The 26,107-nt window shown below is 50.8% G+C and carries 25 protein-coding genes and 1 riboswitch; of the genes, 15 read left to right on the top strand and 10 right to left on the bottom strand.

Annotated elements, in window-relative coordinates; translation table 11 throughout:
• Nucleotides 1-97: 97 nt before the first annotated feature.
• From PMI41_RS07790 to PMI41_RS07765, 5 genes are all read right to left on the bottom strand, one after another.
• Nucleotides 98-1,165: a glycine betaine/L-proline ABC transporter ATP-binding protein gene (locus PMI41_RS07790; RefSeq protein ID WP_008123497.1), complete on the bottom strand. Its 1,068-nt coding sequence runs from the start codon at nt 1,163-1,165 to the stop codon at nt 98-100.
• The gene (locus PMI41_RS07785; RefSeq protein WP_008123496.1) at nt 1,158-2,045 is read right to left on the bottom strand and encodes a proline/glycine betaine ABC transporter permease; all 888 of its coding nucleotides are present in this window, start codon (nt 2,043-2,045) and stop codon (nt 1,158-1,160) included. The genes PMI41_RS07790 and PMI41_RS07785 overlap by 8 nt, the downstream gene beginning before the upstream one ends.
• Before the next feature lie 126 nt (nt 2,046-2,171).
• A complete protein-coding gene (locus PMI41_RS07780) occupies nt 2,172-3,176 on the bottom strand; it encodes an ABC transporter substrate-binding protein (protein WP_008123495.1) in 1,005 nt (334 codons plus the stop codon).
• Between the two features lie 1,036 nt (nt 3,177-4,212).
• Nucleotides 4,213-5,103 (bottom strand): 3-hydroxyisobutyrate dehydrogenase, encoded by an 891-nt coding sequence (mmsB, locus tag PMI41_RS07770; protein WP_008123488.1) that lies wholly within the window; start codon nt 5,101-5,103, stop codon nt 4,213-4,215.
• Between the two features lie 27 nt (nt 5,104-5,130).
• Nucleotides 5,131-6,297: an isobutyryl-CoA dehydrogenase gene (locus tag PMI41_RS07765; RefSeq protein ID WP_008123486.1), complete on the bottom strand. Its 1,167-nt coding sequence runs from the start codon at nt 6,295-6,297 to the stop codon at nt 5,131-5,133.
• 108 nt (nt 6,298-6,405) lie between these two features.
• Between PMI41_RS07765 and PMI41_RS07760 the strand changes: the two genes are divergently transcribed.
• From PMI41_RS07760 to PMI41_RS07725, 8 genes are all read left to right on the top strand, one after another.
• Nucleotides 6,406-7,866 carry a cobyric acid synthase gene (locus PMI41_RS07760; protein ID WP_008123484.1) on the top strand — a complete coding sequence of 487 codons (1,461 nt, stop codon included), beginning with the start codon at nt 6,406-6,408 and terminating at the stop codon, nt 7,864-7,866.
• A 57-nt stretch (nt 7,867-7,923) separates the two neighbouring features.
• Nucleotides 7,924-8,157: riboswitch (cobalamin riboswitch) on the top strand.
• Nucleotides 8,158-8,205: 48 nt separating this feature from the next.
• On the top strand, nt 8,206-8,385 hold the full coding sequence (locus PMI41_RS07755) for a CbtB domain-containing protein (protein WP_008123482.1): 180 nt from the start codon (nt 8,206-8,208) through the stop codon (nt 8,383-8,385).
• Nucleotides 8,386-8,511: 126 nt separating this feature from the next.
• Nucleotides 8,512-9,237 carry a CbtA family protein gene (locus tag PMI41_RS07750; protein ID WP_008123480.1) on the top strand — a complete coding sequence of 242 codons (726 nt, stop codon included), beginning with the start codon at nt 8,512-8,514 and terminating at the stop codon, nt 9,235-9,237.
• Nucleotides 9,237-9,761, top strand: a complete 525-nt coding sequence (cobU, locus tag PMI41_RS07745) for a bifunctional adenosylcobinamide kinase/adenosylcobinamide-phosphate guanylyltransferase (RefSeq protein WP_008123478.1) — start codon at nt 9,237-9,239, stop codon at nt 9,759-9,761. The genes PMI41_RS07750 and cobU overlap by 1 nt, the downstream gene beginning before the upstream one ends.
• A 3-nt stretch (nt 9,762-9,764) precedes the next feature.
• On the top strand, nt 9,765-10,817 hold the full coding sequence (cobW, locus tag PMI41_RS07740; RefSeq protein WP_008123476.1) for a cobalamin biosynthesis protein CobW: 1,053 nt from the start codon (nt 9,765-9,767) through the stop codon (nt 10,815-10,817).
• An 11-nt stretch (nt 10,818-10,828) separates the two neighbouring features.
• Nucleotides 10,829-14,560 (top strand): cobaltochelatase subunit CobN, encoded by a 3,732-nt coding sequence (gene cobN / locus PMI41_RS07735; RefSeq protein WP_008123474.1) that lies wholly within the window; start codon nt 10,829-10,831, stop codon nt 14,558-14,560.
• Nucleotides 14,561-14,586: 26 nt separating this feature from the next.
• Nucleotides 14,587-15,225 carry a cob(I)yrinic acid a,c-diamide adenosyltransferase gene (gene cobO, locus PMI41_RS07730; protein ID WP_008123472.1) on the top strand — a complete coding sequence of 213 codons (639 nt, stop codon included), beginning with the start codon at nt 14,587-14,589 and terminating at the stop codon, nt 15,223-15,225.
• Nucleotides 15,225-15,653: an EamA family transporter gene (locus tag PMI41_RS07725; RefSeq protein WP_008123471.1), complete on the top strand. Its 429-nt coding sequence runs from the start codon at nt 15,225-15,227 to the stop codon at nt 15,651-15,653. The genes cobO and PMI41_RS07725 overlap by 1 nt, the downstream gene beginning before the upstream one ends.
• Here PMI41_RS07725 and PMI41_RS07720 read toward each other — a convergent pair.
• A complete protein-coding gene (locus tag PMI41_RS07720; protein ID WP_008123470.1) occupies nt 15,650-16,441 on the bottom strand; it encodes a TSUP family transporter in 792 nt (263 codons plus the stop codon). The two genes, PMI41_RS07725 and PMI41_RS07720, sit on opposite strands and share 4 nt — an antisense overlap.
• A 175-nt stretch (nt 16,442-16,616) precedes the next feature.
• On the opposite strand from PMI41_RS07720, the gene PMI41_RS07715 reads away from it, so the two are divergent.
• The 3 genes from PMI41_RS07715 to cobM are packed head-to-tail and all read left to right on the top strand — an operon-like array spanning nt 16,617 to nt 18,211.
• Nucleotides 16,617-17,045: a TerB family tellurite resistance protein gene (locus PMI41_RS07715; protein ID WP_008123468.1), complete on the top strand. Its 429-nt coding sequence runs from the start codon at nt 16,617-16,619 to the stop codon at nt 17,043-17,045.
• Nucleotides 17,045-17,440, top strand: coding sequence for a cobalamin biosynthesis protein (locus PMI41_RS07710; RefSeq protein ID WP_008123467.1), 396 nt, complete (start codon nt 17,045-17,047; stop codon nt 17,438-17,440). Before PMI41_RS07715 ends, PMI41_RS07710 begins: the two co-directional genes overlap by 1 nt.
• A 9-nt stretch (nt 17,441-17,449) precedes the next feature.
• Nucleotides 17,450-18,211, top strand: coding sequence for a precorrin-4 C(11)-methyltransferase (gene cobM / locus PMI41_RS07705; protein ID WP_008123466.1), 762 nt, complete (start codon nt 17,450-17,452; stop codon nt 18,209-18,211).
• Here the strand turns inward: cobM and PMI41_RS07700 are convergent.
• Entirely contained in the window at nt 18,184-18,948 is a 765-nt protein-coding gene (locus PMI41_RS07700; RefSeq protein ID WP_008123465.1) for a cobalt-precorrin-6A reductase, read from the bottom strand. The genes cobM and PMI41_RS07700 overlap by 28 nt on opposite strands.
• Nucleotides 18,941-20,056, bottom strand: a complete 1,116-nt coding sequence (locus PMI41_RS07695; RefSeq protein ID WP_008123464.1) for a cobalt-precorrin-5B (C(1))-methyltransferase — start codon at nt 20,054-20,056, stop codon at nt 18,941-18,943. The genes PMI41_RS07700 and PMI41_RS07695 overlap by 8 nt, the downstream gene beginning before the upstream one ends.
• A 105-nt stretch (nt 20,057-20,161) precedes the next feature.
• On the opposite strand from PMI41_RS07695, the gene cobA reads away from it, so the two are divergent.
• From cobA to cbiB, 4 genes are read left to right on the top strand one after another with little or no spacing between them, the layout of a single operon-like run.
• Entirely contained in the window at nt 20,162-21,001 is an 840-nt protein-coding gene (gene cobA / locus PMI41_RS07690; RefSeq protein ID WP_008123463.1) for a uroporphyrinogen-III C-methyltransferase, read from the top strand.
• A complete protein-coding gene (locus tag PMI41_RS07685) occupies nt 20,998-22,296 on the top strand; it encodes a cobyrinate a,c-diamide synthase (RefSeq protein WP_008123462.1) in 1,299 nt (432 codons plus the stop codon). The genes cobA and PMI41_RS07685 overlap by 4 nt, the downstream gene beginning before the upstream one ends.
• Nucleotides 22,293-23,300, top strand: a complete 1,008-nt coding sequence (gene cobD, locus PMI41_RS07680; protein WP_040854115.1) for a threonine-phosphate decarboxylase CobD — start codon at nt 22,293-22,295, stop codon at nt 23,298-23,300. Before PMI41_RS07685 ends, cobD begins: the two co-directional genes overlap by 4 nt.
• A gap of 34 nt (nt 23,301-23,334) precedes the next feature.
• On the top strand, nt 23,335-24,315 hold the full coding sequence (gene cbiB, locus PMI41_RS07675) for an adenosylcobinamide-phosphate synthase CbiB (protein ID WP_008123460.1): 981 nt from the start codon (nt 23,335-23,337) through the stop codon (nt 24,313-24,315).
• Here cbiB and PMI41_RS07670 read toward each other — a convergent pair.
• Both PMI41_RS07670 and PMI41_RS07665 read right to left on the bottom strand, forming a co-directional pair.
• Nucleotides 24,312-25,145, bottom strand: coding sequence for an ABC transporter permease (locus PMI41_RS07670; RefSeq protein ID WP_008123459.1), 834 nt, complete (start codon nt 25,143-25,145; stop codon nt 24,312-24,314). The genes cbiB and PMI41_RS07670 overlap by 4 nt on opposite strands.
• Entirely contained in the window at nt 25,142-26,089 is a 948-nt protein-coding gene (locus PMI41_RS07665; RefSeq protein WP_008123449.1) for an ABC transporter permease, read from the bottom strand. Before PMI41_RS07665 ends, PMI41_RS07670 begins: the two co-directional genes overlap by 4 nt.
• Nucleotides 26,090-26,107: the final 18 nt, after the last annotated feature.

The following is a 26,107-nucleotide window of genomic DNA, read 5'->3' as shown; positions in this document are numbered from 1 at the left end:
GTTCAAAAAGGATGCGCGGCGTGAGCGACTCCTTGGGCAAAGTAAACGACATGAGGCGTTATAGAAGCGCCGTTCAAGACGCTTCTATTTATGCATTTTATTCTGCAGCAGCTGTCAGGTGACTGATTGGCGTAACCATGGCCTGAATGAGATTATTCATGGTCAGCACGCCCAATGATTTTCCGTTTTCATCAATGACCGTCGCATATTGCTGATTGGCATCTGTCATTGTCTTTGCGGCTTCCTCAAGAGTGGTTCCACTCGTAACTGTAACCTTGCCGACATCGGCGGGCACCCCGGTCTTTGTCGCAATGGTATCCACCATAATGACGCGTCCACGATTAACTTCTTTGACGAAACTGGAAATATATTCGTCCGCGGGCTGCAGAACGATATCCTGTCCGGTCCCTTGCTGCACAACTTCACCGTCGCGCAAAATGGCAATTCGGTCACCCAGACGAAGCGCTTCATCAAGGTCATGAGTAATGAAGACAATGGTTTTCTTGATTTCCTTTTGGAGATCGAGCAACACGGTCTGCATGTCCATACGGATCAATGGATCAAGCGCTGAAAACGCCTCGTCCATAAGGAGGATTGGTGCATCGTTTGTCAGTGCGCGCGCAAGACCAACGCGTTGCTGCATACCACCCGAAAGCTGATTTGGGTAATTATCCTCAAAGCCCTTGAGGCCAACACGTTCAATCCATCGGCGAGCTTGTTCTTCCTGTTTTTCACGGGAAAGTCCTTGAATTTCAAGCCCATACACTGTGTTATCCAGTACTGTACGGTGAGGCAACAGGGCAAATTTCTGGAAGACCATCGCTGTTTTATGGCGACGGAACTGACGCAGGTCGCTCTCATTCATCTGGCAGACATCGGTACCATCAATGATGACTTCGCCAGCCGTGGGATCGATCAGGCGATTAATATGCCGGATGAGCGTGGATTTTCCCGAACCGGAAAGACCCATCACAACTTGTATTCCACCCGCTGGCATGTCGATGTTGATATCGCGCAGACCTAGCACATGGTGATGCTTTTCGTTTAGCTCAGTCTTCGTCATGCCATTTTTGACGGCTTCGACGTAAGTAGAGCCGCGCTGACCGAAAATCTTGTAGAGATTCTTAATCTGGATGCCTGCGCCTTGAACGGTTTGATCAGCCATGGACGACCTCCTGATGTTTCTGAAGACGCTTGCCATAGGCCTGACTAACGCGGTCGAAGATGATGGCAATGCCGACGATAGCAAGGCCGTTGAAGAGACCAAGGGAGAAGAATTGTCCGTTAACGGACCGAAGCACGGGTTGTCCAAGTCCCTGTACCCCGATCATGGAAGCAATAACTACCATGGCCAAAGCCATCATGATTGTCTGATTTATACCTGCCATGATGGTAGGGAGGGCCAAGGGTATTTGGACGTTTTTCAAGCGCTGCCAGCTCGATGAACCGAATGCATCGGCGGCTTCAAGAACGTCCTTGTCTACCAGTCTGATACCCAGATTTGTTAGGCGGATCATCGGTGGTATGGCGTAAATCACGACCGCAATAAGACCCGGTACTTTGCCGATGCCGAGCAGCATGACCACTGGAATAAGATATACGAAGCTTGGCATTGTCTGCATGACGTCAAGGATTGGGTTGACTATTCGTTGGAATCCATCCGAACGGGCCATGATGATGCCAATGGGAATGCCCACGACGATGGAAACGACAGTGCCGACGAAGATCATGGCGATGGTTTTCATCGCATCGCTCCACATGTCGAAATAACCGATGAGAAGTAGGGTAACAACGGTGCCCGCAACGATCTTCCAATTGCGACTGGCTATCCAGGCAATGCCTGCGATCAGCAAAACCATGATAGGCCATGGCGTTCCTGTCATGAATCGCTCTGCCTGGATCAGAAAATACTGCAGGGGTTGAAAGAACGATTCAATGATATCGCCATATTCCCGCGTAAAAGCCTTGAAGCCTTCGTCCATGGCTTTCTTCAGGTTGCGCAGTGTCTCATCATTCATATTCGGGAATGAGTAGAACCAATCCATGCGTTGGTACCCCCTTCTAAAGTCAGAAAAAGCCATGCTTTTTCATACGACCTTGCTGGCTGAACGCTTCGACGCTCAACCTGTTCCAGACTACGTGCGGCGGAGCATGCCCCGCCGCAGTTTTAACTATTGGACAGCAGCCTTGATTTTCTCAGCGGCTTCTGGCGAAACCCATTTTGACCAGGTTGCTTCATTGTTTTGCAGATAGTACTTGGCACCGTCTTCGCCGGTTGCCTGATTGTCGACCATCCAAGCCAGGAGCTTATTGGCATCCTCTGTCGAAATCTGACGCTTTTTCAGATACTCGAATGCTGGGCCTGCTCTGTCAGCAAATTTCTTGGTGACGACTGTGAAGATATCGGCGATTGGCCAGCCATTTGGCTTGGGGTCCGGGCAATCAGCAATCGCATTGCAACGGTTCCACTCTTTTTCGTCCCAGGCAACGCCATTGTCCAACTTGACCATGGGATACTTGCCGAGGATAGCTGTTGGTCCCCAATAATAGCCAAGCCATGGTTCTTTGCGCTCATAGGCTTTGGCGATTGAGCCGTCGAGGCCTGCAGCCGAACCAGTGTCGACAAGCGTGAAGCCATTCTTGTCGCCTTCATAGGCCTTGTAGAAGTTGGTAGTCGTGATCTGGCAAGCCCAGCCTGATGGACAATTGTAAACGGCCCCCTTCTTAGGATCTTCCGGTGAAGGGAAAAGCTCAGGGTGCTTCATTGCATCTGCAATGGTTTTGATATCCGGGTGAGCCTCAGCGAAATACTTTGGTACCCACCAGCTTTCGGTACCGCCTTCGGTTATTGCCGGTGCCGCGTAAACCAGCTTTTCTTCCTTTACAGCTTTTTGCAAAGGTTCGCGGACAGCATTCAGCCAGCCTTCCGGAGCAACGTCGGGTTGGCCCTTTTCAATCATGGACGTAAAAGTTGGTACCGTATCGCCTGCAACCAGTTCCGCGTCGCAGCCATAGCCTTCGGACAAGATAATCTTGTCGAGGTTTGCCAATGCCTCGGCGGACTGCCAGTTCATATTTGCGATAGTAACTGTACCACAATCTTCCGCAGCGGAAGCCGATCCAGCGTAACCGAAAAGCCCTGCGGCCAGTATTGTTGAAGCAAGTAGCTTCTTCATGTTCTTAGTCTCCCACTCTCTTCGACAGTTCACCCGAATGCGAATTTACCGGAACTGCCATTACCCAGTCATTCGCTTATGTGCCATTTGGCATTGTTGTCTTGGCAGAATGCAATGGTTTGACTGAATAAATGCGGTGTATCGCGACAAGGCTTATCGATAAAACGACGCCGAAAAAATGAATGAGGTGCCAAAATAACAATGCTCATGAGGACATCGTAACAAACCAATAGATGAAAGATCAACGCTTTCAGTGATTTTCTTTCAGAAGTTGGTGTCGGCATGTGCTGATATCATCCCGATACGTTTTTTTAGCAGCAACGACATATGGCGTTAAACATAGACACCGTGGGCGGTTATTGTCTTTCCTGTTAGCGCCATGTGCGTACTAATGGATTTTCTGTTGAAAACGCCTGTGTAAAGCCATTGGCATCACAAAATTTCATGGCAGCTATGCATTTTTGCTTTGACGACTAACGCAAATGCGACAGGGTGTGACGAATTCTCATGATCAAACTTTAAGCAATAAGCGCATTTGGAGTGCAACAACAGTTACTCTTCGAGGTGCAGAAATGCTCTACATTTTTAATCGTAATAATCGCGTTCACATCGCATGGAATGCAACGGAAAAGCGCGACACACCGCGCACTAATGCCAAAAGTGGTATTGCTTCGGCCATGTCATTCATTTGGACGCGTTCTGCAGGCTGATTTCCAGTTTCACCATTTGTGAAAGTCGTCGCCTTAACCGGTGGCGGCTTTTCACGTTGAAAGGGCAGTTTGATTAGAAAGAACAAAAAAACCGCCCTGTCCGATATGGAACAGCACGGTTTTTTTGCCAAACTACAAATGGCACTGCCGATTGATAAATTCGGCAGAAGATACAGCCCCGGTACGCAGTACTTGATCCGGAGTGGTGAGCAGGGTCTTGATCTACTCACCCGCCAAGTTTTAACCGGACATCGTTACCGCTAGGTTATCGAGAACTTAAACAAATCTAAATTTTGCAAATTTTGGTATGTAATCTTGAATTTAGTTTAATCTTCGCGCCGGGCAGTTCGAAGGTGATTGATGATACCGGAAAAATCCGATCCCTCATTCCCTGCAGCACCAAACTCTTCATAAATTGCTTCTGCGTGAGCACCTAACGGAGTGGCAGCTCCGACGCTTTTTGCCGCGTCTTGGGAAAGCTTCAAATCCTTCAGCATTAATGCCGCTGCAAATCCCGGCTTGTAATCATTGTTGGCAGGAGAGGTGGCTACAGGGCCAGGGACTGGACAATATGTTGTCAATGACCAGCACTGGCCCGATGAAGTGGAGGCAACGTCAAAAAGTGACTGATGAGACAGTCCGAGTTTTTCGGCCAATGTGAAGGCTTCGCTGACACCGATCATTGAAATGCCGAGGATCATGTTGTTGCAGATCTTTGCCGCTTGGCCGTTGCCAGCATCTCCGCAGTGAACAATTCTTGCTCCCATTTTTTTTAGAACGGGTTCCGCCTTTGCAAAGGCATCAGCGCTACCACCCACCATGAATGTCAGTGTGCCCGCTGCCGCACCACCGATACCCCCGGACACGGGCGCATCTACTGAAAGCAATTGGTTCTTTTTCGCAATGTTATGCGCTTGACGTGCGGAGTCCACGTCTATGGTGGATGAGTCTATGAAAAGTGCCCCGACTTTTGCGTTTTTTATCACGGATTCATAAACGGATAGAACGTGTTTGCCGGCTGGCAGCATAGTGATGACGACATCGGCGTCTGCAACGGCCGCCTCTGCACTTGACGCCACGGATACCCCGTTTTCCGTAGCTACTGAAAGATTATCCGGCAACAGATCAAAGCCCAGAACTTTGTGTCCGGCTTTGACAAGGTTTGCGGCCATCGGATTGCCCATATGTCCCAAACCAATGAAAGCGATTGTTGTCATCGCAGCACTCTCCCTGAATATTCTACTTTATTGTTTGATCATATGCCGCGCGATGATCACTCGCATTATCTCGTTTGTGCCTTCCAGTATCTGATGCACACGCAGGTCGCGAACTATTTTTTCTACGCCGTAGTCATGCAGATAGCCATACCCGCCATGGATCTGAAGTGCATCATTGGCGATATCGAAACCCTTGTCGGTGACAAAGCGCTTGGCCATCGCTGACCATTTTGATGCATCGTGAGCCTTGGCATCAAGTTTCGAGGCAGCCGTGTACAGCAGCATGCGAGCTGCTGAAAGGTCGGTCTCCATATCAGCAAGTTTAAACTGCAATGCCTGAAACTGGTTGATTGCCTTGCCAAATGCCTTGCGCTCCGAAGCATAGGCGATCGCTTTGTCCAGTGCAGATTGGGCTCCACCTAAAGAACATGCTGCTATGTTCAGACGGCCGCCATCAAGGCCGCCCATGGCAATTTTGAACCCATCGCCTTCCGCGCCAAGTCTGTTCGCAACAGGGACTCGACAGTCATCGAAGATAACCGTGCGGGTTGATTGTGCATTCCAACCCATCTTGAATTCATTGGCACCAAACGAGAGACCGGGAGCGTCTTTGGGAATCACAAGTGCGGAAATGCCTTTCGGTCCCGATTCTCCGGTTCGTACCATGGTAACATAGATGTCGCTGTCACCCGCCCCGGAGATAAATTGCTTGGTTCCATTCAAAACATAATAGTCGCCGTCAAGGACGGCAGTTGTTTTCAGCGCTGCGGCATCGGACCCAGAGTTTGGTTCGGTTAAGCAATAGCTGCCAAGCCATTCCATGGATGTCAGCTTGGGTACAAATTGTTGTCGCTGAGCTTCTGTTCCGAACAGATCGATCATCCATGTCGACATATTGTGGATTGATACGAACGCTGAAAATGCCGGGCATGCCGCAGAGAGTGCTTCAAAAATCAGAACGGCATCAAGCCGCTTCAGACCCGATCCACCAAAATCTTCGCGAACGTAAATGCCACCCATGCCTAGCGGGCCCGTTTCCCGGATCACGTCAGCAGGAAAATGTTTGTCGCGGTCCCAAGCTAATGCTTGAGGCGTGACGCGATCAGCCGCAAAGGCACGCGCCATATCCTGAATTGCCAGTTGGTCTTCATTCAGTTCAAATTGGCTAGCCGTCGAATCTACGACTGCATCCATTATAATTCCTCCCGAATATTTCTGTCTGTCAGTGTATCGAATGCGCTCAAGCGCGCAACGGTTTGGATGGGGCTAGGAAGAGAAAGACATATCCGCTACTCAAAGCCCATGACACACGCAATCATGTTGCAAGGAACTGGCTCAGACGTTGGCAAATCCGTTTTGGTGGCGGGATTGTGCCGCCTAGCGCGAAATCGTGGTTTGAGAGTTATGCCCTTCAAGCCGCAGAATATGTCGAATAATGCGGCGGTCAGCGATGACGGGGGCGAGATCGGTCGCGCTCAATGGCTGCAGGCGCTGGCATGCGGCGTTCCATCATCAGTCCATATGAATCCAGTTCTATTGAAACCTCAATCGGAAACCGGCAGCCAGATTATCGTACAGGGAAAGGTTTGGGGACAGGCCAAAGGCAAAGATTACCAAAAGCTCAAATCCCAACTGCTGGATGCCGTTGTGCAGTCGTGGGATATTGTTCGAGCGGGTGCCGATATCGTGATTGTAGAAGGTGCAGGATCACCCGCAGAGATCAATTTGCGTGCCGGTGATATTGCTAATATGGGCTTTGCCATCAAAGCAAATGTGCCGGTTGTTCTTGTAGGAGATATTGATCGGGGCGGCGTCATCGCATCAATAGTAGGGACCCATACGATCTTGCCTGCAGAAGATCGTGATATGATCGCGGGCTATATCATCAACAAGTTTCGCGGAGACGTTTCGCTGTTTGATGACGGCCTGAAGTCAATTACGACCTTCACAGGGTGGCCCTCGTTTGGAGTGGTGCCGTGGTTGAAGGATGCGTCACGCCTGCCGGCAGAGGACTCGGTAATATTGGAACGCCTTGTCAAACATGATAGGCGGGCATTGAAAATCGCGGTGCCTATCTTGGACCGCATCGCCAATTTTGATGATTTTGATCCGTTGATAGCTGAACCTGATGTCGATGTTGTTATGGTCAGAAGCGGCGAAAGACTGCCCACCGACGCAGAATTGATCATTATTCCAGGTTCCAAGTCTACAGTTGGTGATCTTCAGCGTTTCCGTGAAAATGGTTGGGAAGTCGATCTTCAGCAGCACCGGCGTCATGGAGGCCATATTATCGGTATTTGTGGCGGGTATCAGATGTTGGGTAAAACCGTATCTGATCCTTACGGAATAGAAGGCAGTGCCCAGACTGTGGCCGGGCTCGGTTATCTGGATGTCGATACAGTTATGGAGCCGGAGAAAATTGTACGCAATGTGGAAGCGCATTCATACCAGTTTGACCTTCCGTTGAAAGGTTACGAGATTCATCTCGGTCAAACGACTGGACCAGACTGTGCTCGTCCAACGGTAAGAATTAACGGCAAGGCCGACGGAGCAATATCCGCTGACGGCAAAGTTTTCGGTACTTATATGCACGGACTTTTCAATGCAGATGCGTTTCGGACAGCATTGCTACAGTCCATGGGAATCTCGGCCTCTGCAGTTGATTATCATGCGGGTGTGGATGCGGCACTCGACTCAATAGCCGCGCAATTGGAAAGAGTTCTGGATATCGACGGGCTATTTGCCCTTAAACGCGCTGGATGACGTGGCTAGCGTTACTTGTGTCGCAGATTCGTTTGACTTTTCGGAAGCTTGGTGGATAACGTTTATATGATGATTGGTTCCCGTATTGGCCAAAGGCCAAGGGATCAAAAGGGAATGCGACGGTCGTACCCATCAGGGCGACCTAACCGCAGCCGACCCCGCGACTGTAGAGCGGTTAGGACAATGCCAATGCCGGAGCAAATGCCTGCGGCAGTCACTGGGAAACCGGGAAGACGGCATTGATCTTGTGACCCGCGAGCCAGGAGACCTGCCAGTCATAGGGTAATAGTGCCCAAAACCGAAGGGGATTGTCCCTTCCGGCCCTGCACGGAGGTTGTTATGGCTACCGCTCGTACTTCAGATACGATTTCTCTTCCACTCGCATCACGTCTGACAACCGCTGTTGTTTCGTTGCTGCTTGGCGTCTTCATTATTTATGGCGTAGGTCTTTCACATTCTGAGACACTGCATGACACAGCGCATGATACCCGCCATTCATACGGATTTCCCTGCCATTGAGTTTTCTGACGGCTGGATAAACTGATTCAGCTATCAGCGCTTAAGCATTGAAAAATTGAAGATTGTTTGGTCCGGGGACTTTCAGGTGCCCGGCGTCGCGTTTTTGCGAATGGGGGAGTGAATTCCATGTTGGTCAAATATCTTTTGGCTACTATCGTAGCTGGCCTGTTTGCCGGTATTCTTTTGACACCGGCCATGTATGTTAAAAATGTGCCGCTCATCTTACACGCTGAAGAGTATGAAAATGCAGGTGGTGAAGGCCATTCTCACGACGCTCCAGCGGCAACGACCGAAACCGTTCCTGCAGCAGTAGCGCCACATGAGCATGCTGAAGAAGCAGGTCCTGAACTGCCTTTCGGGCGTTTTGGTAATACTTTGCTTATCAATCTTGTGGCCGGAGCGGGGTTTGCCCTGATTACTGGTGCTGCCGCACTTTTCCTTGGTCGTCGCATTACAGTACAGAATGGGATCTATTGGGGGCTTGCCGGCTTTTTCATCTTTAATTTTGCGCCTGCGTTCAGTCTGGCACCGGAGCTACCCGCAATGCCAGCCGCTGATCTGGCCACGCGTCAAGCCTGGTGGCTGATTACTGTGGTTCTAACAGCAGGCGGTGTTTATCTCATCGTGCTTCGCGACCAGATATGGGCAAAATTGCTTGGTTTCGTACTGATTGTTGCCCCCCACATTTATGGTGCTCCTGAGGCGGAAGATTTGACCTCGGCAGTTCCTCCCACGCTAGCCTCGGAATTTGCAGTTTCCACGCTGACAACAAACCTTTTCTTCTGGGTTGTACTCGGCACTGCACTTGGCTGGGCGATTCAGAATTATGCCTCCTCGGAGCTAGAGGCCTGATGTATTTGCTGGAGCGTGAGGTTACCTTCATTCTGGGGGGGGCGCGTTCCGGCAAATCTTCCTTTGCCGAAAGTTTGATTGAGGCTTACGGATCGGAGGCGATTTATCTCGCCACTGGCAGAGCTTGGGATGAAGAAATGTCCGAACGGATCGGGCATCATAAATCAAGGCGTGGATCGCAATGGATAACGGTCGAAGAGCCGCTTGATCTGGTGGGTAAACTTGAAAGTCTCGCAGGTGGCGAGACAGCAATTCTGGTTGACTGCCTTACGTTATGGCTGACCAATTTGATGATGGCTGAACGCGATATCGATGCGGAAGCGAAACGCTTGACAAATATACTGGGTCACTTCGAGGGAGCCGTTATATTAGTCTCCAATGAGGTCGGGCTCGGAATTGTACCGGAAAACCGAATGGCGCGGGAGTTTCGCGATCACGCAGGCCGGTTACATCAAGCCGTGGCAGCAGTTGCGGCAAAAGTCTATTTCGTGGCAGCAGGACTGCCACTCAAAATGAAGGGATAAACAATGCAGGGTCACAAGATTCCGGCTACAGTCATCACTGGCTTTCTCGGCTCGGGCAAAACGACAATGATCCGCAACCTGCTCGAAAATGCCAATGGTAAGCGCATAGCGCTGATCATAAACGAGTTTGGTGATCTGGGCGTTGACGGTAATTTGCTTAAAGGTTGCGGTATAGAGGCCTGCCGCGATGAAGATATGATCGAACTGAACAATGGCTGTATTTGCTGTACAGTAGCCGATGATTTTATTCCGACAATGACCAAACTTCTGGATCGGCCTGAACGGTTCGACCACATTGTAATCGAGACGTCTGGCCTAGCATTGCCGCAACCGCTTGTTGCAGCCTTCAATTGGCCCGAAATCAAGACACAGGTTACCGTCGATGGTGTCGTGACAGTTATTGATGCTGCTGCCGTCTCCGAAGGCCGTTTTGCTGATGACCATGACAAGGTTGATGCTCAACGCGAGCAGGATGAATCGCTTGATCATGAAAGCCCACTTGAGGAGTTATTTGAAGATCAGATACGCGCTGCTGATCTCATTGTCCTGAATAAGACCGATCTTATCGACGATACGCAGCTTGCTGGCGTCAAGGGTGACGTGCAGAGTCGCTCATCACGTTCGCTCAATATGGTGTCGGCAAGTTTCGGTAAGCTCAGTAATGAGCTTTTGCTCGGTCTTGGCATCGGAACTGAGGAAGACATCGCAAACCGAAAGTCCCATCATGAGATGGAACACGAGGCTGGCGAAGAACATGACCATGACGAGTTCGAAAGTTTTGTTGTTGGCTTGGGGCCTGTCATCGAGCCAAAATCTTTTGTTGAGAAACTTAAAGGCGTAATCGTCGATCACGATATCCTGCGATTGAAAGGCTTCGTTGATGTGCCTGGAAAGCCAATGCGTCTGGTAGTGCAGGCCGTCGGGTCACGTATCGAACACTATTTTGATCGTAGCTGGAACGATGGTGAAGAGCGTCAGACCCGTCTGGTTGTGATAGGCTTACATGACATAGACACTGCAGCAATTACATCAGCTGTTACTGCTGCTGCCGCCTGATCGGATATTGAATGCATCTCCTGTTGGCCCAAAAAGGCACGATAGCTGAAGGTAGCGAGGCCATTGACCTCGGCCAGACGCCGGGAGACGTACTGTTCCTTTCTGCTGCGGATACCGAGCTCGCCAGCCTCGGCATGGCTCAACGGCAAGCTTCGAATGGCATGTCGTTGCGCTTGGCTAATATGATGGCGCTCGCTCATCCAATGTCTGTGGATGCCTATATTGAGCGCACAGCGCGACATTCAAAGCTCATCGTTGTCAGGATCATCGGCGGCGAGAGCTACTGGCCTTACGGACTCGAAGCGCTTCATGCGTGTGCCCTGAACTACAAGGTTCAACTCGCAGTTTTGCCCGGTGACGATAAACCGGATCCCGGCCTTGATCGATTTTCTACAGTGCCGCGCCAAGACAGGGAAGCTCTATGGCACTATTTGCTGGAGGGCGGAGCGCAAAACGCACAACGCTTCCTCGATTATTGCGCGGTAATGACAGGCGGTGGAGAAAAACCGCAGGAAGCGGCCCCACTATTGAAATCTGGCCTTTGGTGGTCGGGCAGTTCTGCTCCCTCGTTATCTGAGTTGCGCGCGCATTGGAGAGAAGAGGCACCTATCGTTGCGATCTGCTTCTATCGCGCACTTGTGCAAAGCGGGCAGACGCAGCCGGTTGATGCTCTGGTTCAGGCGTTGTTGGGCAAGGGCCTCAATCCTCTGCCAGTGTTTGTTTCCAGCCTGAAAGATCCAGTTTCGGTGGCGACGCTGACAGGAATTTTCGAAGACGCTGGACCGGCAGTCGTTTTGAACGCAACCGGTTTCGCAGTTTCGGTGCCGGGGGTATCTCGCAAGCCTACCGTGCTTGAACATGACGGTGCTATCGTCTTGCAGGTGATTTTTTCGGGATCAAGTGCGGAACAGTGGCGTAATTCGGGCCAAGGTCTGTCTGCGCGCGATCTGGCAATGAATGTCGCCTTGCCGGAAATAGACGGACGAGTTTTATCCCGGGCTGTGTCGTTCAAATCTGCCCGCCATTTTGACGAGGCTGTACAGGCGAATATCGTTACGCATGAGCCTTTGGCAGACCGCATTAATTTCGTTGCACAACTGGCAGCAAATTGGGCAAAGCTCCGCTTGACAAAACGTGCTGATCGTTCGGTCGCTTTGATCATGGCAAATTACCCTAACCGTGATGGCCGTCTTGGCAATGGCGTTGGTTTGGATACGCCCGCTGCCACGTGGCAGATACTCCAAGCTATGCGCCGACAGGGATATGCGGTTGCAGATGTACCTGTCGATGGTGACGCGCTCATAAGTCACTTGATGGCTGGTCCAACAAATGCGGCCATAGACGGGCGCGAGGTGCGTGAAACGATTTCACTGAGTCATTACAACGAGTTCTTTGGACAACTTCCGCAAACGATTCAATCGGCAATAGCAGAACGTTGGGGCACGCCAGAAGCTGATCCATACTTTATTGCTAGCGCCAGTGCTTTTGCTTTGCCGCTGGCAAGATTTGGTGAGACTCTTGTCGGCATTCAACCGGCGCGTGGTTACAATATCGATCCTAAAGAAACATATCATTCGCCCGATCTCGTTCCGCCACATGGATATCTCGCCTTCTATGCATATCTGCGGAATTCTTATTGCGCCCATGCCATTGTTCATGTCGGCAAGCATGGAAATATGGAGTGGCTACCCGGCAAATCACTTGCGCTATCTGAAACATGTTACCCTGAAGCCGTCTTGGGGCCGGTTCCGCATATCTATCCCTTTATCGTGAACGATCCGGGTGAGGGCACTCAAGCGAAGCGCCGCTCGTCTGCAGTTATAATCGACCATTTGACACCGCCGCTGACGCGTGCCGAAAGCTATGGGCCGTTAAAAGACCTCGAAGCGCTGGTCGACGAATATTACGAAGCGTCAGGCGTTGATCCACGCCGCCTTATACGTCTCAAAGCACAAATACTCGATCTGGTGCGCGATATCGGTCTCGACAATGACGCGGGTATTCATGATCACGATACGGATGATCTCGCCTTGCAGAAACTTGATGCTTATCTTTGCGATCTGAAGGAAATGCAGATCAGAGATGGGTTACACATTTTCGGGAAATCACCTGAAGGTCATCTTTTGACTGATCTGGTTGTAGCATTGGCCCGCGTTCCGCGAGGAGCGGGGCGGGACGCTGAACAGAGCCTGCAGCGGGCCATCGCGCACGATCTGAATCTTGGTGGGTTTGATCCGCTAGACTGCCAAATGGCCGAACCCTGGAATGGTTTGCGTCCAGATAGCCTTAAAGCAGTTTCCGACGAGTCTTGGCGCATTTCCGGCGATACGGTGGAGAGGATTGAGATTCTGGCTGCAAAACTGGTTGGTGGTGAAACTCCGTGTCCCGAAAACTGGATTGCGACCACAAACGTTATGGAAGGCATTCGAAAAAATCTGCTTCCGGCTGTCTCCATGTGTGGAGATGCCGAGATGAATGCGCTGCTAACAGCACTCGACGGTCGCTTCGTTGCGCCGGGACCGTCTGGTGCCCCAACACGTGGGCGACCGGACGTCTTGCCAACGGGCCGCAACTTCTTTTCCATTGATACGCGAGCCGTGCCAACTCCGGCAGCATGGGAGTTGGGCCAGAAGTCAGCCGAACTTCTGATCCGCCGCTATACCCAGGATCATGGCGAATGGCCTACTTCGTTTGGCCTTACTGCGTGGGGCACGTCGAATATGCGCACAGGAGGTGACGATGTCGCGCAAGCGCTGGCGCTGATTGGGGCAAAGCCCATTTGGGACATGGCGTCCCGCCGAGTTACTGGCTATGAAATTATCCCGGTTGCTTTGCTTGGTCGCCCGCGCGTCGATGTGACTTTGCGCATATCAGGATTTTTCCGTGATGCATTTCCCGATCAGATTGCTTTGTTTGACACTGCTATACGGGCGGTCGGCGCGTTGGAGGAAGATCAGCACGACAATCCAATCGCGGCTCGCATGCGCGCAGAACAAGCACGTATGATTAGCGAAGGAATTGGCGAAAAACTTGCCAGACAACGAGCCGGATTTCGTGTTTTCGGCTCAATGCCGGGAGCTTATGGCGCTGGTCTACAAGCACTCATGGATGAGAATGACTGGGCCAAGCGGGATGATCTGGCAGAAGCTTGGCTTGTCTGGGGTGGATATGCTTACGGGGCAGGTGAAGAAGGAAAGCCAGAGCGTGGACTTCTTGAGGAGCGACTGCGGACAGTCGATGCAGTTGTCCAAAATCAGGATAATCGCGAGCACGATCTCCTCGACTCAGACGACTATTATCAATTTGAGGGCGGAATGTCGGCGGCGATTGAGCTCGTTTCAGGCGATCGGCCAACAATTTATCACAATGATCATTCACGCCCTGAAAAACCCGTTATCCGCACCCTTGAAGAGGAAATTGCGCGAACCGTTCGAGGCAGAGTGACCAACCCGAAATGGATCGCGGGTGTTAAGCGCCATGGCTATAAGGGTGCTTCCGAAATGGCGGCTACAGTTGATTATCTGTTTGCTTTCGCTGCAACTACGGGGGCAGTGGGGAGCCATCATTTCGAAGCTGTTTATCAAGCATTCTTGGTTGATGAGGACGTACGGGCGTTTCTGACAGAAAAAAACCTACACGCGTTGAAGGATATTGCAGAAAAACTTGAAGCAGCCGTTGAGCGTGGGTTTTGGATGCCACGGTCCAATTCTGCACGATTTGAATTAAGCAAGCTCGCAGCTTGAGATCATGATTCGGGAGGACATGCCAAATGGCTGAAAAATCACAAAAATTACAGAATCTGACCGAAGAGGAAATTAACGAGCGGCACGCTGACAAGATGCGTAAGAAGAAGGCCGTTCGAGACAAGATTCAAGCAACGAAGACTGATGAGAAAGGCCTAATCATCGTCAACACTGGAAAAGGCAAAGGCAAATCCACGGCGGGTTTTGGCGTTGTTTTCCGTGCGCTTGGACATGGCATGAAAATCGGTGTTATCCAATTTGTCAAAGGTTCATGGGATACGGGTGAGCGCTGGGTACTTGAAAAATTTCCAGAACAGGTGACGATCTCTGCCATGGGAGAGGGGTTTACTTGGGAAACACAAGACCGGGCACGTGACATCGCAATGGCACGAGATGCGTGGGAACAAGCGAAAGCCATGATCCTGGACGATGAAACTGAACTGGTCCTTTGTGACGAATTAAATATCGCGCTTCGTTACGATTATCTTCCGGTGGATGAAATCATTGAGGTTCTTAAGCAGAAGCCACATATGAAACACGTCATTATCACTGGTCGTAATGCCAAGGATGAGCTTATCGAGTTTGCAGATTTGGTGACAGAGATGGAAATGATCAAGCATCCGTTCCGCGCAGGTATTAAAGCGCAAAAGGGCATCGAGTTCTAATGGCGGAAAGCTGGCAATTCTGGGCAGTCGTTTCAGCAGTTTTTGCAGCTTTGACTGCCATATTTGCCAAGGTTGGCATTGAAAACATCAACTCTGATTTTGCCACGCTGATACGCACATTTGTTATTATTGGTGCGCTCTGTCTCTTTCTCACGGTGAGCGGCCAGTGGCAGGGCCTTTCCACCATTTCTGCCAAGACGTGGACATTTCTTGTCTTGTCTGGTTTGGCGACGGGAGCGTCGTGGCTTGCCTATTTTCGGGCATTGAAAATTGGTGATGCAGCCCGCGTTGCGCCAATCGACAAACTATCCATCGTAATGGTTGCAGTATTTGGCGTAGCGTTTCTGGGTGAACGGTTATCGGCGATAAATTGGCTCGGAGTTTTATTTATTGCCGGTGGCGTTATTCTATTAAGCATCCGGCTCTAAAGAATGTCGGACAACCAGATGCGGAGGGGATTGTCAGCATCAAGCAATAGCTTGGAGGCGAGGGCAAGGCACACGATTATAAGGAGTGGCTTGATTATTTTCGCTCCGTTTTTCATTGCCATACCGGCGCCGACACGGGCACCGATAAACTGAGCTATGCCCATCAGAAGGCCGATTTTCCAGTTGATCGCACCAAGAAAAGCGAACGTTATAAAGCCGCCAAGGTTTGAAGAAAAATTGAGCAATTTTGTATGTGCTGTTGCTTTCAGCAGACCAAAACCTGCAAGTGAAACGAATGAGAGCATAAAGAATGAACCCGTGCCCGGCCCAAAAAGCCCATCGTAAAAACCGATCAAAGGAACAATTGTCAGGCCGAAAATAAACGGCGTTAAACGCTCTGCACGATCAATGTCATCCATGTTGGGCTTTACAGCAAAATAAAGCGCAATAGCTATAAGCAACAGCGGCAGGAAGGCGCGTAGAACGTCTCCAGGCAAGAAGCCTGCCAGCAATGCTCCTCCAACTGCCCCGATTGCGCCCATCAAAGCCGATGGCAGTTGTTTTTTCAGATTGACATGGCCTTTTTGCGCATAAGCAATAGTTGCAGATGCAGATCCGAAGAGGGACTGCAGCTTGTTAGTTCCGAGAGATTCTATCGGTGACATGCCCGCCAATAGCAATGCTGGAACCGTCACGAGGCCGCCGCCTCCGGCTATCGAGTCGATAAATCCGGCAGCAAAGGCGGCAGCGATCAAAACAAGATGAACATTATCGAAGAATGCGGACATTGGCGGGGAGACTCGTTGGAACGCCGCGGACAATAGTTGGATTTTGGTGTTTGGCGAGCAAATTTGCGCAAGGTTTGTACCCTTCAGTGCGATTAGCCTGCTGCTGTGTTGTTTGCGCACTTGAATTTGCAAGGTGGCGCTGCAATCAATCACTTCGAATACTTTTGGGGGTACGATGAGCGAAAGCATTTTTGATCGCATTACGGCGTTTCTGGGCACGAAAAGTGCCGTGCAAAAGGTAGCGGATGATCCGGTGCTCACAGCCGAGCTTCTCTTGCTTTTGCATGTGGCTTTGGCTGATGGGAAAACCGAGAAAGCCGAATATGCTGCAATCATGCGGATAGCTTCGACTGATTTTGGCATCTCTCCCGACGAGTTTGGAGAAGTTGCCGAATACCTCAAAGATTTTGGTTATGAGACGACAAGTAGCCAAGCCGCTTTAGCGTTTGCCGATGTTCCTTTTGAACGCAAGGTACAGTTGTTGCGCCATCTCTTGACGATTGCGAATGCAGATAATGAGCTTGATCCCAAAGAAGCCAATCTCATTCGCAAGACGGCCGAAATGTTGGGGGTGACACCGGAAGAATTGCATAAGCCGCATTGATGGTTACGAGTTACGCCCTTGGTCTTGGGTGTGAGCAAGGCTGCGACCCCGCTGAACTACAAGCTCTTGCAGAGAAAGTTTTGGGAGAAGTCTCAAAGAGTAGCTTGCTGTTAGCTGGTGTATTCACCATCGACCAACGACTAATGGAGCCAGCGGTTAATAGTGTGGCCAGATGGCTTGGTTTACCGCTAAAAGCCTTTGATGCCGACACGTTGGAGCAGGAAACACCGCGTTTGCTCAACCCCTCAAAGCAGGTTTTTGAACTTGTTGGATGCCACGGTGTAGCAGAAGCTGCAGCACTTGCCGGCGGCGGACCAAAGGCACGCCTTGTTGTAGGTAAAACAAAGTCTGCGCACGCCACTGCAGCACTTGCAATTTATGATCCAAGCCAATAGCGAGTTTTCATGGTTGTTCATTTCATAGGCGCGGGGCCAGGTTCTCCGGATTTAATAACGGTCCGCGGGTTAAAGCTCATCCAGTCCTGCCCGGTATGCCTGTATGCAGGTTCTCTTGTTCCACCGGAAATGGTTGCTGAAGTTCCGGTGGGTGCGCGGGTCATTGATACTTCTTCGCTTAATCTCGAAGAAATCATTGCAGAATTTGAGATGGCCCATGCCGAGGGCAAAGACGTGGCGCGGGTTCATTCCGGTGACCCGTCAATTTATGGGGCGGTTGCTGAGCAAATGCGGCGACTTGATGCACTCGGAATCGAGTACGATGTTACACCCGGCGTACCTGCCTTTGCTGCAGCAGCGGCTGCACTTAAAAAAGAACTTACTGTTCCCGAAGTATGCCAGACCATTATTTTGACCCGGACATCGATGAAGTCTTCTGCGATGCCGGAGGGCGAAGAGCTTGCTACGCTAGGTAAATCGGGCGCCACTTTGGTGATCCATTTATCAATCCGCAATCTGAAACACGTCGAGGAAGAGCTTCTGCCTTTATATGGCGCAGACTGTCCCGTAATCATCGCTTATCGTGTGGGATGGCCGGATGAGCAGTTTCTTCACGGTACGCTAGCTAATATTGCCGATAAAGTCGCGATTTCTGGTTTGACGCGGTCTGCAATGATTTTCATCGGGCGGGGACTGTCTGCAGACGGCTTCAGGGATTCAGCGCTATATCACAAAAGCCATAGTCACTCATTGCGTGCTGGTTCAGAATAACTCAAGGTTTTCTCGGTAAAGATTACTATGCTTTCCACATCCGGCAATGTACGGATGGTGGGGCGATGTGGCCGCTCGATCATAATGACGGGAATGCCAAGCTCGCGAGCAGCCTTTACCTTGGCATAGGAAGCTTTGCCGCCGGAGTTGCGGCACACAACATGACTAATCCGTTTGGCGATCAGGAAATTGGTTTCGCTTTCGGTTGTTCCCGGTTTAGACAATTCGAGTTCGAAGTCGACAAGCTCGAGCGGTACTTCCGGTGGATCAATCATGCGAACCACAAAATGTACCCTGTTCCGCTTGGAAAATGAAGAAATGTGCTGTTTGCCAAGCGCTAGCAGAACGCGCGCTTTTGGCGGAATAGCTTCGGCTGCTTGTGCCAGTGTGTCGACTGAAATCCATTTATCTCCGGGTTTTTTCACCCATGCAGGGCGCTCCAATCTTACGAAAGCTGTGCTGATTTCTGTCGCCGCAAAAATAGCATTGTCCGATATCTGTGTAGCGAACGGGTGTGTCGCATCAATCAGCAGATCGACGCTTTCGTTCTTGAGATATTTGGCCAATCCCTGAGCACCGCCAAAACCGCCCACGCGAACTTCACCTTGGATTGGTGCGGGGGCAAGTGTTCTGCCGGCAAGTGAGGAGATTACACGGCGATCGGGAGCTTGTAGAAGGGATGCGAGCTTTATTGCTTCGGCTGTACCACCCAGAATAAGAATTGTAGTTTTATACACGGGCAAGCACAGTCCCTTTGCGATCCGTTACGATCACTTCTAGCTCAATTGGAGTACCCCTAAGCGTGTCGTTCGCGACTTTCTTTGCTTTTAAGGCAATTGAACCAGCGAGATCAAAGCCAAGACTCTGAGTTAGTTCAAGCACTTCCTGGGCTGTGTTCGCATTTAGAATCCGGTCTCTGAAGACCGTATCAAATCCAAGTTTTTCTGCTTCATCGGCAAGGAAAGTCATGCTGACTTGACTGCGACCGGAATGGAGGTCGAGGGCGCCTTGCGCAAGTTTGGTTAGTTTTGCGAATCCACCAGCAATTGTAAGCTTGTCGATTGGATGAACACGCATATATTTGAGCAATCCACCCGCGAAATCACCCATATCCAAAAGTGCGATCTCCGGCAGATTGTAAATCGCTTGTGCGGCATCTTCGGATGTTGAGCCGGTTGCGGCGATTACGTGCTTCAATCCTGCCGCACGGGACACGTCGACGCCTCGATGAATCGAATGTATCCAAGCCGCGCAGGAAAACGGATGCACGATACCGGTCGTACCCAAAATTGAAATACCGCCGATAATGCCGAGGCGGGGGTTCCAAGTATGTTTGGCAAGTTCCTCGCCTTCCGGCACCGATATCGCGATAAGCAAATCCGCAGGTAAATCATACTGAGCGCAAATTTCTTCGCAGACTTTTTTCATCATTTCGCGGGGCACCGGATTTATTGCTGCTTCGCCGGGAGGAATGGGCAATCCGGGCAGTGTTACTGTACCGACACCTTCGCCAGCGACAAATTGTATGCCGCTTCCTGGCGGAGCTGGAAATATCGTCGAGATTATAGTCGCGCCATGAGTGACATCTGGATCGTCCCCTGCATCCTTAACGATACCCGCCATTGCGTAACCCACGCCAATCGATTCGATGGCAAGCTGGAAATGCGGAACTTCACCTTTTGGCAGAATGATTGCGACAGGATCGGGAAATTCGCCCGTTATAAGTGCGAGCAATGCTGCTTTCGTGGCCGCAGTTGCACATGCGCCAGTGGTCCAGCCACGGCGCAAAGATTGTCCGCCGGCATCATGTGGTTTGCGCAAAACTGCTTCAGGCTCGTCATTCATTTCGACCTTATAGACCAGCTTCTGCAATCATTGCATGATTTTTCCGACAGGTGCATTCTTGCAGAGAGAAAATTTGTGCTATGCGCAGATAAGTGGGGTTAATCAATGCGCGCAAAGCGGAATAAACTGCCAGAATTCGAAGCGGGACATGTCTGGCTTGTTGGAGCAGGGCCAGGTGACCCGGGGCTTTTGACGTTGCACGCAATAAACGCACTCGAGCAGGCTGATATCATCGTCTACGACGCTTTGGTAAATGAAGAGTGCCTTTCGTTCGCTGGCCCTGCCGCCGTTCTCGAATACGCAGGCAAACGTGGCGGCAAACCATCTCCCCAGCAGCGCGATATCTCTCTTCGACTGGTTGAACTGGCACGCTCAGGCAAGCGGGTGTTGCGTCTCAAAGGCGGCGATCCTTTTGTATTTGGTAGGGGCGGCGAGGAAGCTTTAACGCTCGTCGAGCACAATGTTCCTTTTCGTATCGTGCCTGGTATCACGGCGGGTATAGGCGGGCTTGCCTATGCTGGTATTCCGGTTACCCACCGGGAAACGAACCAAAGCGTGACTTTTCTGACAGGACATGACGCAACAGGTCTGGTTCCGGATTCTATGGACTGGCAAAGCATTGCAAAAAGTTCTGCCGTTATCGTCATGTATATGGCTATGAAGCACATTGATATCATTGCTTCCCGTTTGATTGAGGGCGGTCGCGAGCCCGACGAGCCTGTCGCTTTTGTTTGCAACGCCAGCACATACGACCAGAAAGTTTTGGAAACAACGCTTGGCAGGGCGGCGTTCGATGTGGGGGCGGCGAACCTGAGACCGCCAGCTATTGTTGTTGTGGGACAAGTTGTACGATTGCGTAGTGCGTTGGACTGGTTGGGCGCCTTAGAAGGTCGCGTTCTGGAAAAAGATCCGCTTGGTACGCGCCACGAAAAGGATGCGGGATGACAGGGCTTTTAATCGCTGCGCCATCTTCAGGTAGTGGCAAAACGACTTTCACGCTCGGCCTCTTGCGTGCGCTTCGCAATGCGGGGCAAGACATTGCACCAGCAAAAGCTGGACCCGATTATATTGATCCCGCATATCATGCCGTTGCAAGTGGTGTTCCCTGTATCAATCTTGATCCTTGGGCAATGCGTCCGGATCTCATCAGCGCGCTTGCGTCGCGACACATGGAAGGCGGCAGAACACTTATCGTCGAAGGGATGATGGGGCTTTTCGATGGTGCTTCGGATGGTACAGGCTCAGCGGCTGATCTGGCACAGCATTTATCCTTGCCGATAGTGTTGGTTGTTGATTGTGCACGTCAATCTCACTCAATTGCAGCATTGGTCAGCGGATTTCGTGATTTCCGGCGTAATGTCATGATTGCCGGTCTCATCCTCAATCGGGTTGGCAGCGAACGTCATGAAGCGATGTTAAAATCGGCTTTGAAATCTGTTGGAATTCCGATACTTGGGTCTTTGCCAAAGAGTGAAGAACTGCAACTGCCAGAACGGCATTTGGGGCTCGTGCAGGCTGGCGAACATCGCGACTTGGAAGGTTTTATTGAGAATGCCGGTTCGGTCGTTTCTGATCGGGTAGATATTCGCAGAGTCAGTGAAATGGCTGGGCGGTATGGTGCCAAGGAGTCAATGGCCAATGTCGGTCGCCTTCCGCCTATGGGGCAGAGGATAGCAGTTGCTCGGGATGATGCTTTTGCATTTTCCTATGTTCACCTGCTTGAAGGCTGGAGAAGACAAGGAGCTGGGATTAGGTTCTTTTCTCCACTCGCCGATGAAGCTCCTGCTGCCGATAGTGATGCTATATATCTTCCTGGTGGCTATCCCGAATTGCATGCAGGGCGATTAGCGGCGGCCGGTCACTTTGCTGAGGGGATAAGACAGGCCGCAAATAAAAGCATCCCAATCTACGGCGAATGCGGAGGCTATATGGTGCTTGGTCAAAGCATTGAGGATGGAACAGGCAAGACGCATGAGATGCTGGGCTTATTGCCAGTCGAAACAAGCTTCGCAAAACGGAAAATGCATCTCGGCTATCGCCGAATGGAGCCTCTTGAGGGATCACCATTTAAAAGCGCTCTAAGAGGCCATGAGTTTCACTACGCAAGCATTGTTCGCGAAGGAAAGGCCGAGCGCCTGTTTCACGTTCGTGATGCTTTGGGTGACAATCTAGGGAACGCTGGCCTGCGAGTGGGCTCTGTCAGCGGCTCCTACATGCATGTAATTGATTTGGTTGGATGATGCAGATTGAACATGGTGGTGCGCTTGATCGCGCAATGATGCGATTTGGTGGTAAGCCTGAAGATTGGATGGATCTTTCGACGGGTATAAATCCAGAACTTTTTCCTTTATCAGCAATACCACCTGAAATCTGGAACAGATTGCCAGACCAGAAGCTTCTGGACACAACCGTCAACGCAGCAAGACAATATTATGGCGTTGAGCGGGATGCGGGTATCGTTGCCGCTCCCGGTACTCAGGCTTTGATCCAAATACTACCGCAACTTGCGGCTGTTGGTGAGGCTGTGATTATCAGCCCGACCTATCAAGAGCACGAGCTGTCATTCAAACAGGCAGGGTGGAGTGTTTCGCACTGCCAAGATGTTAAGGAGATCTCTCAATCTGCAAAGGTTGCGGTTGTCGTCAATCCCAACAATCCGGATGGGCGCATTGTCGAAGCGAAAATCTTGCTTGATCTTGCTGAAGAATTGCATGCAAGAGGCGGTTTCCTGATCGTCGATGAAGCTTTTTCTGACCCGCATCCGGAAACAAGTATTGCTTCCCATGCGGGTATGGATGGGCTGATTATCCTCAAATCATTCGGCAAGTTTTTTGGACTTGGCGGATTACGTCTGGGTTTTGCACTGACAACTCACGCGAATGCCGAGCGATTGAAGACACGTCTGGGGCCATGGGCAGTTTCTGGTCCGGCGCTTTTCATAGCTGCGAATGCCTTTTCTGATTCACGTAGTTTAGCGGATTACAGATCACGACTGACTTTCCGGCGGAAAATGCTTGCCGATGTTCTGGTCGAGGCAAAGCTATGTGAGATTGGAGGAACCAGTTTGTTTTCTCTCGTCAAATTTGATCAAGCCACCGCGCTTTACGACAAATTGTGCGAGCAGCATGTTCTGACCCGAAAATTTGCCTATGCTCCGCAATGGTTACGGTTTGGTTTGCCATTAGATGCGAAAGCCGCTGATGTTTTAAGCAAGCGAATTGCCAAGGCCTTTGCCGCTAATTAAAGCTGATGTTCTGATTCAACAGGATAAATCTGGTATGGAAATCAATCTTTTGATCCTGTTTCTTGCCTTGTTGGCTGATCGTTATTTTGGTGACCCTGAATGGCTGTGGCGAAAGATTCCTCATCCGGTTGTCATGTTTGGCAAGGCCATCTCTTTCGTAGATCAACGCTTTAATATTCCGGGAAATTCTGACTTGCAGCGCCGCCGCGATGGATTCCTCGCTGTTCTTGCGCTGTTGTTGCTGTCAGCAGCTGCCGGTTTCTTTTTCCATCTTGCACTGCGAACGATTCCACCCTTTGGAGGGCTCGTCGAGGCGATCATTGTCGCTGTTTTGCTGGCACAAAAAAGCCTTGGCGAGCATGTGGAGCGTGTAGCAGTGGCTTTGCGTGAAGAGGGTTTGGTGGGCGCTCGCCGCGTTGTTTCGATGATCGTCGGACGTGATCCCGAGGTTCTTGATGAGCCTGCGATCAGTCGTGCTGCAATAGAAAGTCTTGCAGAAAACACCTCTGACGGCATCATCGCACCGGCGTTGTGGTATGCCCTATTGGGGCTTCCCGGTTTGTTTGCTTATAAAATGCTCAACACAGCTGACTCGATGATCGGCCATTTGAATGATCGCCACCGCGATTTTGGCAGGTTTGCTGCAAAACTGGACGACGCTGCCAATTGGATACCAGCGCGGTTGACCGGCCTCCTGATCGCTGGCAGTGCATGGTTTGTTTATGGATATGGGGCAGCCAAGCAGGCGTTTGATGTCATGATGCGGGATGCGCGTTTGCACCGGTCGCCAAACGCAGGTTGGCCTGAGTCGGCGATGGCAGGTGCAATTGATGTGGCATTGGCTGGGCCACGCATTTATGGCGGTGTTGTTGCCAATGAACCAATGTTGAATGGTGCCGGTCGGCGCGATGCAGGGCCAGAGAATATTGAGGATGCTCTCCACATATTTTGGGTTACGAATGCGATTTTTGCAGCTCTGGTTGTGTTCATTTTTATTTTGGGTCTGTTTCTTTAACGCATATGCCGCAATTTCGGATCGAGAACATCTCTTAAGCCATCGCCCAACAAGTTAAGTCCGAGCACTGTTGCTACGATGGCAAGGCCTGGAAATAGCGCCATATGTGGTGCAAGGCCGATCATCGTTTGGGCCTCAAACAGCATCCGGCCCCAACTCGGCGTTGGAGGCTGCGCACCAAGCCCCACGTAAGACAAACCAGCTTCCGCCAAAATGCCAAGTGAGAATTGGATCGTGCCTTGTATAATCAGTATGTTTGCCATGTTCGGTAAAATATGATCGAGCGTAATGCGGCCTTCGCTTTTGCCGATGGCACGGGCGGCCAGAACAAATTCCCTTACCCATAATGACAATGCCGCTCCCCGAGCGACGCGTGCGAAAACCGGTATGTTGAAAATTCCGATGGCGATGATGGCGTTAATGGCTCCGGGACCAAAAATCGCAGTTATCATAACTGCTGATAAAAGTGCCGGGAAAGCAAAAACAAGATCGTTAAAACGCATAAGCATTTCATCGACAATGCCACCTCGTGCTGCAGCCCAAAGGCCAAGTGGAATGCCAATTCCCGCTCCAATTGCTACAGAAACCAGTGCTACGAAGATTGAAGCTCGGCTGCCGACCATGATCATGGAAAGAATATCGCGGCCGAAATGATCTGTTCCCATCCAATGTGCCGGGGACGATGGCTTCAGTTTTGCCACTATATCCAATGCGGAGACGCTGTAGGGCGTCCATATGAACGATAGACCAGCCGTAAGTGCCACGATGAGCGTAATGACCGCACCGATCAGAAATGATCTGTTAGTAAACAGGCTGCTCGTACGCTTCATGAACGGCTCCACAAACGTGGATCGACAACAGCATATCCAAGATCAACCAGCAAATTGATAATGACAACGATGGCTACAAGCATAATAACAACGCCTTGTACGACGATTAGGTCGCGCTGAGTTATGGCTTGAAAGACCAGGCGTCCTAAACCCGGAAGATAGAAAACGTTCTCAATAATGATTGTACCTGCAAGCAGAAAGGAAAACTGCATGCCAAGAATGGTCAGGACTGGTATCAACGCATTGCGCAAAGCGTGATAATAAAGCACTTTCCGGCGGGACAGACCTTTAGCACGGGCAGTTCTGATATAATCTTCGCCAAGTACATCCAGTAAAGATGAGCGCGTTACACGGGCAAGAATAGACGCCTGTGGTAGCGCCAATGCGAGCGAGGGTAATATCAGTGATTTGATACTTGGCCAGAAGCCGTTTTCCCATCCTGCAAAACCGCCAGCCGGCAAGAGTCGCAGAACAATCGCGAACAGATAAACGAGAAGCAAAGCAAACCAGAAGTTCGGGATTGCCACTCCAATTTGTGCAATTCCCATTGCCGCTGTATCCGTGGCACTGCCGCGTCTTGATGCCGCAAATATTCCAACCGGTATTGCGATTATCGTGGAAATAACCAGGGAAGTCATGGCCAAAGGCAAGGACACCGCCATGCGCTCTTTAATCAGATCAAGCACCGGAACCGAATAGGTGTAGGATTTGCCAAAATCGCCTGTAAGCAAACCGCCGAGCCAATTGAAGTATCGCGTAAGCAGAGGTTGGTTGAATCCCATCTGCTCTTGCAAGGCTCGTACAGCGTCCTCGGTAGCATTCATGCCCAGCATCAATCTGGCAGGATCTCCGGGCACCACTTCTAGCACGGCAAAGACGATGATCGATGCTGCGAGCAAAGTAACCAGACCAATCAAAACGCGCTTTGACGCATAAGTCAGCATTTGAATGCTCGACCCAAA

The organism is Phyllobacterium sp. YR531 (assembly GCF_000282595.1).
Taxonomy (GTDB): domain Bacteria; phylum Pseudomonadota; class Alphaproteobacteria; order Rhizobiales; family Rhizobiaceae; genus Phyllobacterium.
This window is presented reverse-complemented; position numbering and strand designations above follow the sequence as displayed.

Coding starts and splice junctions, on each gene's coding strand:
- PMI41_RS07790 (WP_008123497.1), bottom strand. CDS start 1,165: ATGGCTGATCAAACCGTTCAAGGCGCAGGCATCCAGATTAAGAATCTC.
- PMI41_RS07785 (WP_008123496.1), bottom strand. CDS start 2,045: ATGGATTGGTTCTACTCATTCCCGAATATGAATGATGAGACACTGCGC.
- PMI41_RS07780 (WP_008123495.1), bottom strand. CDS start 3,176: ATGAAGAAGCTACTTGCTTCAACAATACTGGCCGCAGGGCTTTTCGGT.
- mmsB (WP_008123488.1), bottom strand. CDS start 5,103: ATGACAACAATCGCTTTCATTGGTTTGGGACATATGGGCAATCCGATG.
- PMI41_RS07765 (WP_008123486.1), bottom strand. CDS start 6,297: ATGGATGCAGTCGTAGATTCGACGGCTAGCCAATTTGAACTGAATGAA.
- PMI41_RS07760 (WP_008123484.1), top strand. CDS start 6,406: ATGACACACGCAATCATGTTGCAAGGAACTGGCTCAGACGTTGGCAAA.
- PMI41_RS07755 (WP_008123482.1), top strand. CDS start 8,206: ATGGCTACCGCTCGTACTTCAGATACGATTTCTCTTCCACTCGCATCA.
- PMI41_RS07750 (WP_008123480.1), top strand. CDS start 8,512: ATGTTGGTCAAATATCTTTTGGCTACTATCGTAGCTGGCCTGTTTGCC.
- cobU (WP_008123478.1), top strand. CDS start 9,237: ATGTATTTGCTGGAGCGTGAGGTTACCTTCATTCTGGGGGGGGCGCGT.
- cobW (WP_008123476.1), top strand. CDS start 9,765: ATGCAGGGTCACAAGATTCCGGCTACAGTCATCACTGGCTTTCTCGGC.
- cobN (WP_008123474.1), top strand. CDS start 10,829: ATGCATCTCCTGTTGGCCCAAAAAGGCACGATAGCTGAAGGTAGCGAG.
- cobO (WP_008123472.1), top strand. CDS start 14,587: ATGGCTGAAAAATCACAAAAATTACAGAATCTGACCGAAGAGGAAATT.
- PMI41_RS07725 (WP_008123471.1), top strand. CDS start 15,225: ATGGCGGAAAGCTGGCAATTCTGGGCAGTCGTTTCAGCAGTTTTTGCA.
- PMI41_RS07720 (WP_008123470.1), bottom strand. CDS start 16,441: ATGTCCGCATTCTTCGATAATGTTCATCTTGTTTTGATCGCTGCCGCC.
- PMI41_RS07715 (WP_008123468.1), top strand. CDS start 16,617: ATGAGCGAAAGCATTTTTGATCGCATTACGGCGTTTCTGGGCACGAAA.
- PMI41_RS07710 (WP_008123467.1), top strand. CDS start 17,045: ATGGTTACGAGTTACGCCCTTGGTCTTGGGTGTGAGCAAGGCTGCGAC.
- cobM (WP_008123466.1), top strand. CDS start 17,450: ATGGTTGTTCATTTCATAGGCGCGGGGCCAGGTTCTCCGGATTTAATA.
- PMI41_RS07695 (WP_008123464.1), bottom strand. CDS start 20,056: ATGAATGACGAGCCTGAAGCAGTTTTGCGCAAACCACATGATGCCGGC.
- cobA (WP_008123463.1), top strand. CDS start 20,162: ATGCGCGCAAAGCGGAATAAACTGCCAGAATTCGAAGCGGGACATGTC.
- PMI41_RS07685 (WP_008123462.1), top strand. CDS start 20,998: ATGACAGGGCTTTTAATCGCTGCGCCATCTTCAGGTAGTGGCAAAACG.
- cobD (WP_040854115.1), top strand. CDS start 22,293: ATGATGCAGATTGAACATGGTGGTGCGCTTGATCGCGCAATGATGCGA.
- cbiB (WP_008123460.1), top strand. CDS start 23,335: ATGGAAATCAATCTTTTGATCCTGTTTCTTGCCTTGTTGGCTGATCGT.
- PMI41_RS07670 (WP_008123459.1), bottom strand. CDS start 25,145: ATGAAGCGTACGAGCAGCCTGTTTACTAACAGATCATTTCTGATCGGT.
- PMI41_RS07665 (WP_008123449.1), bottom strand. CDS start 26,089: ATGCTGACTTATGCGTCAAAGCGCGTTTTGATTGGTCTGGTTACTTTG.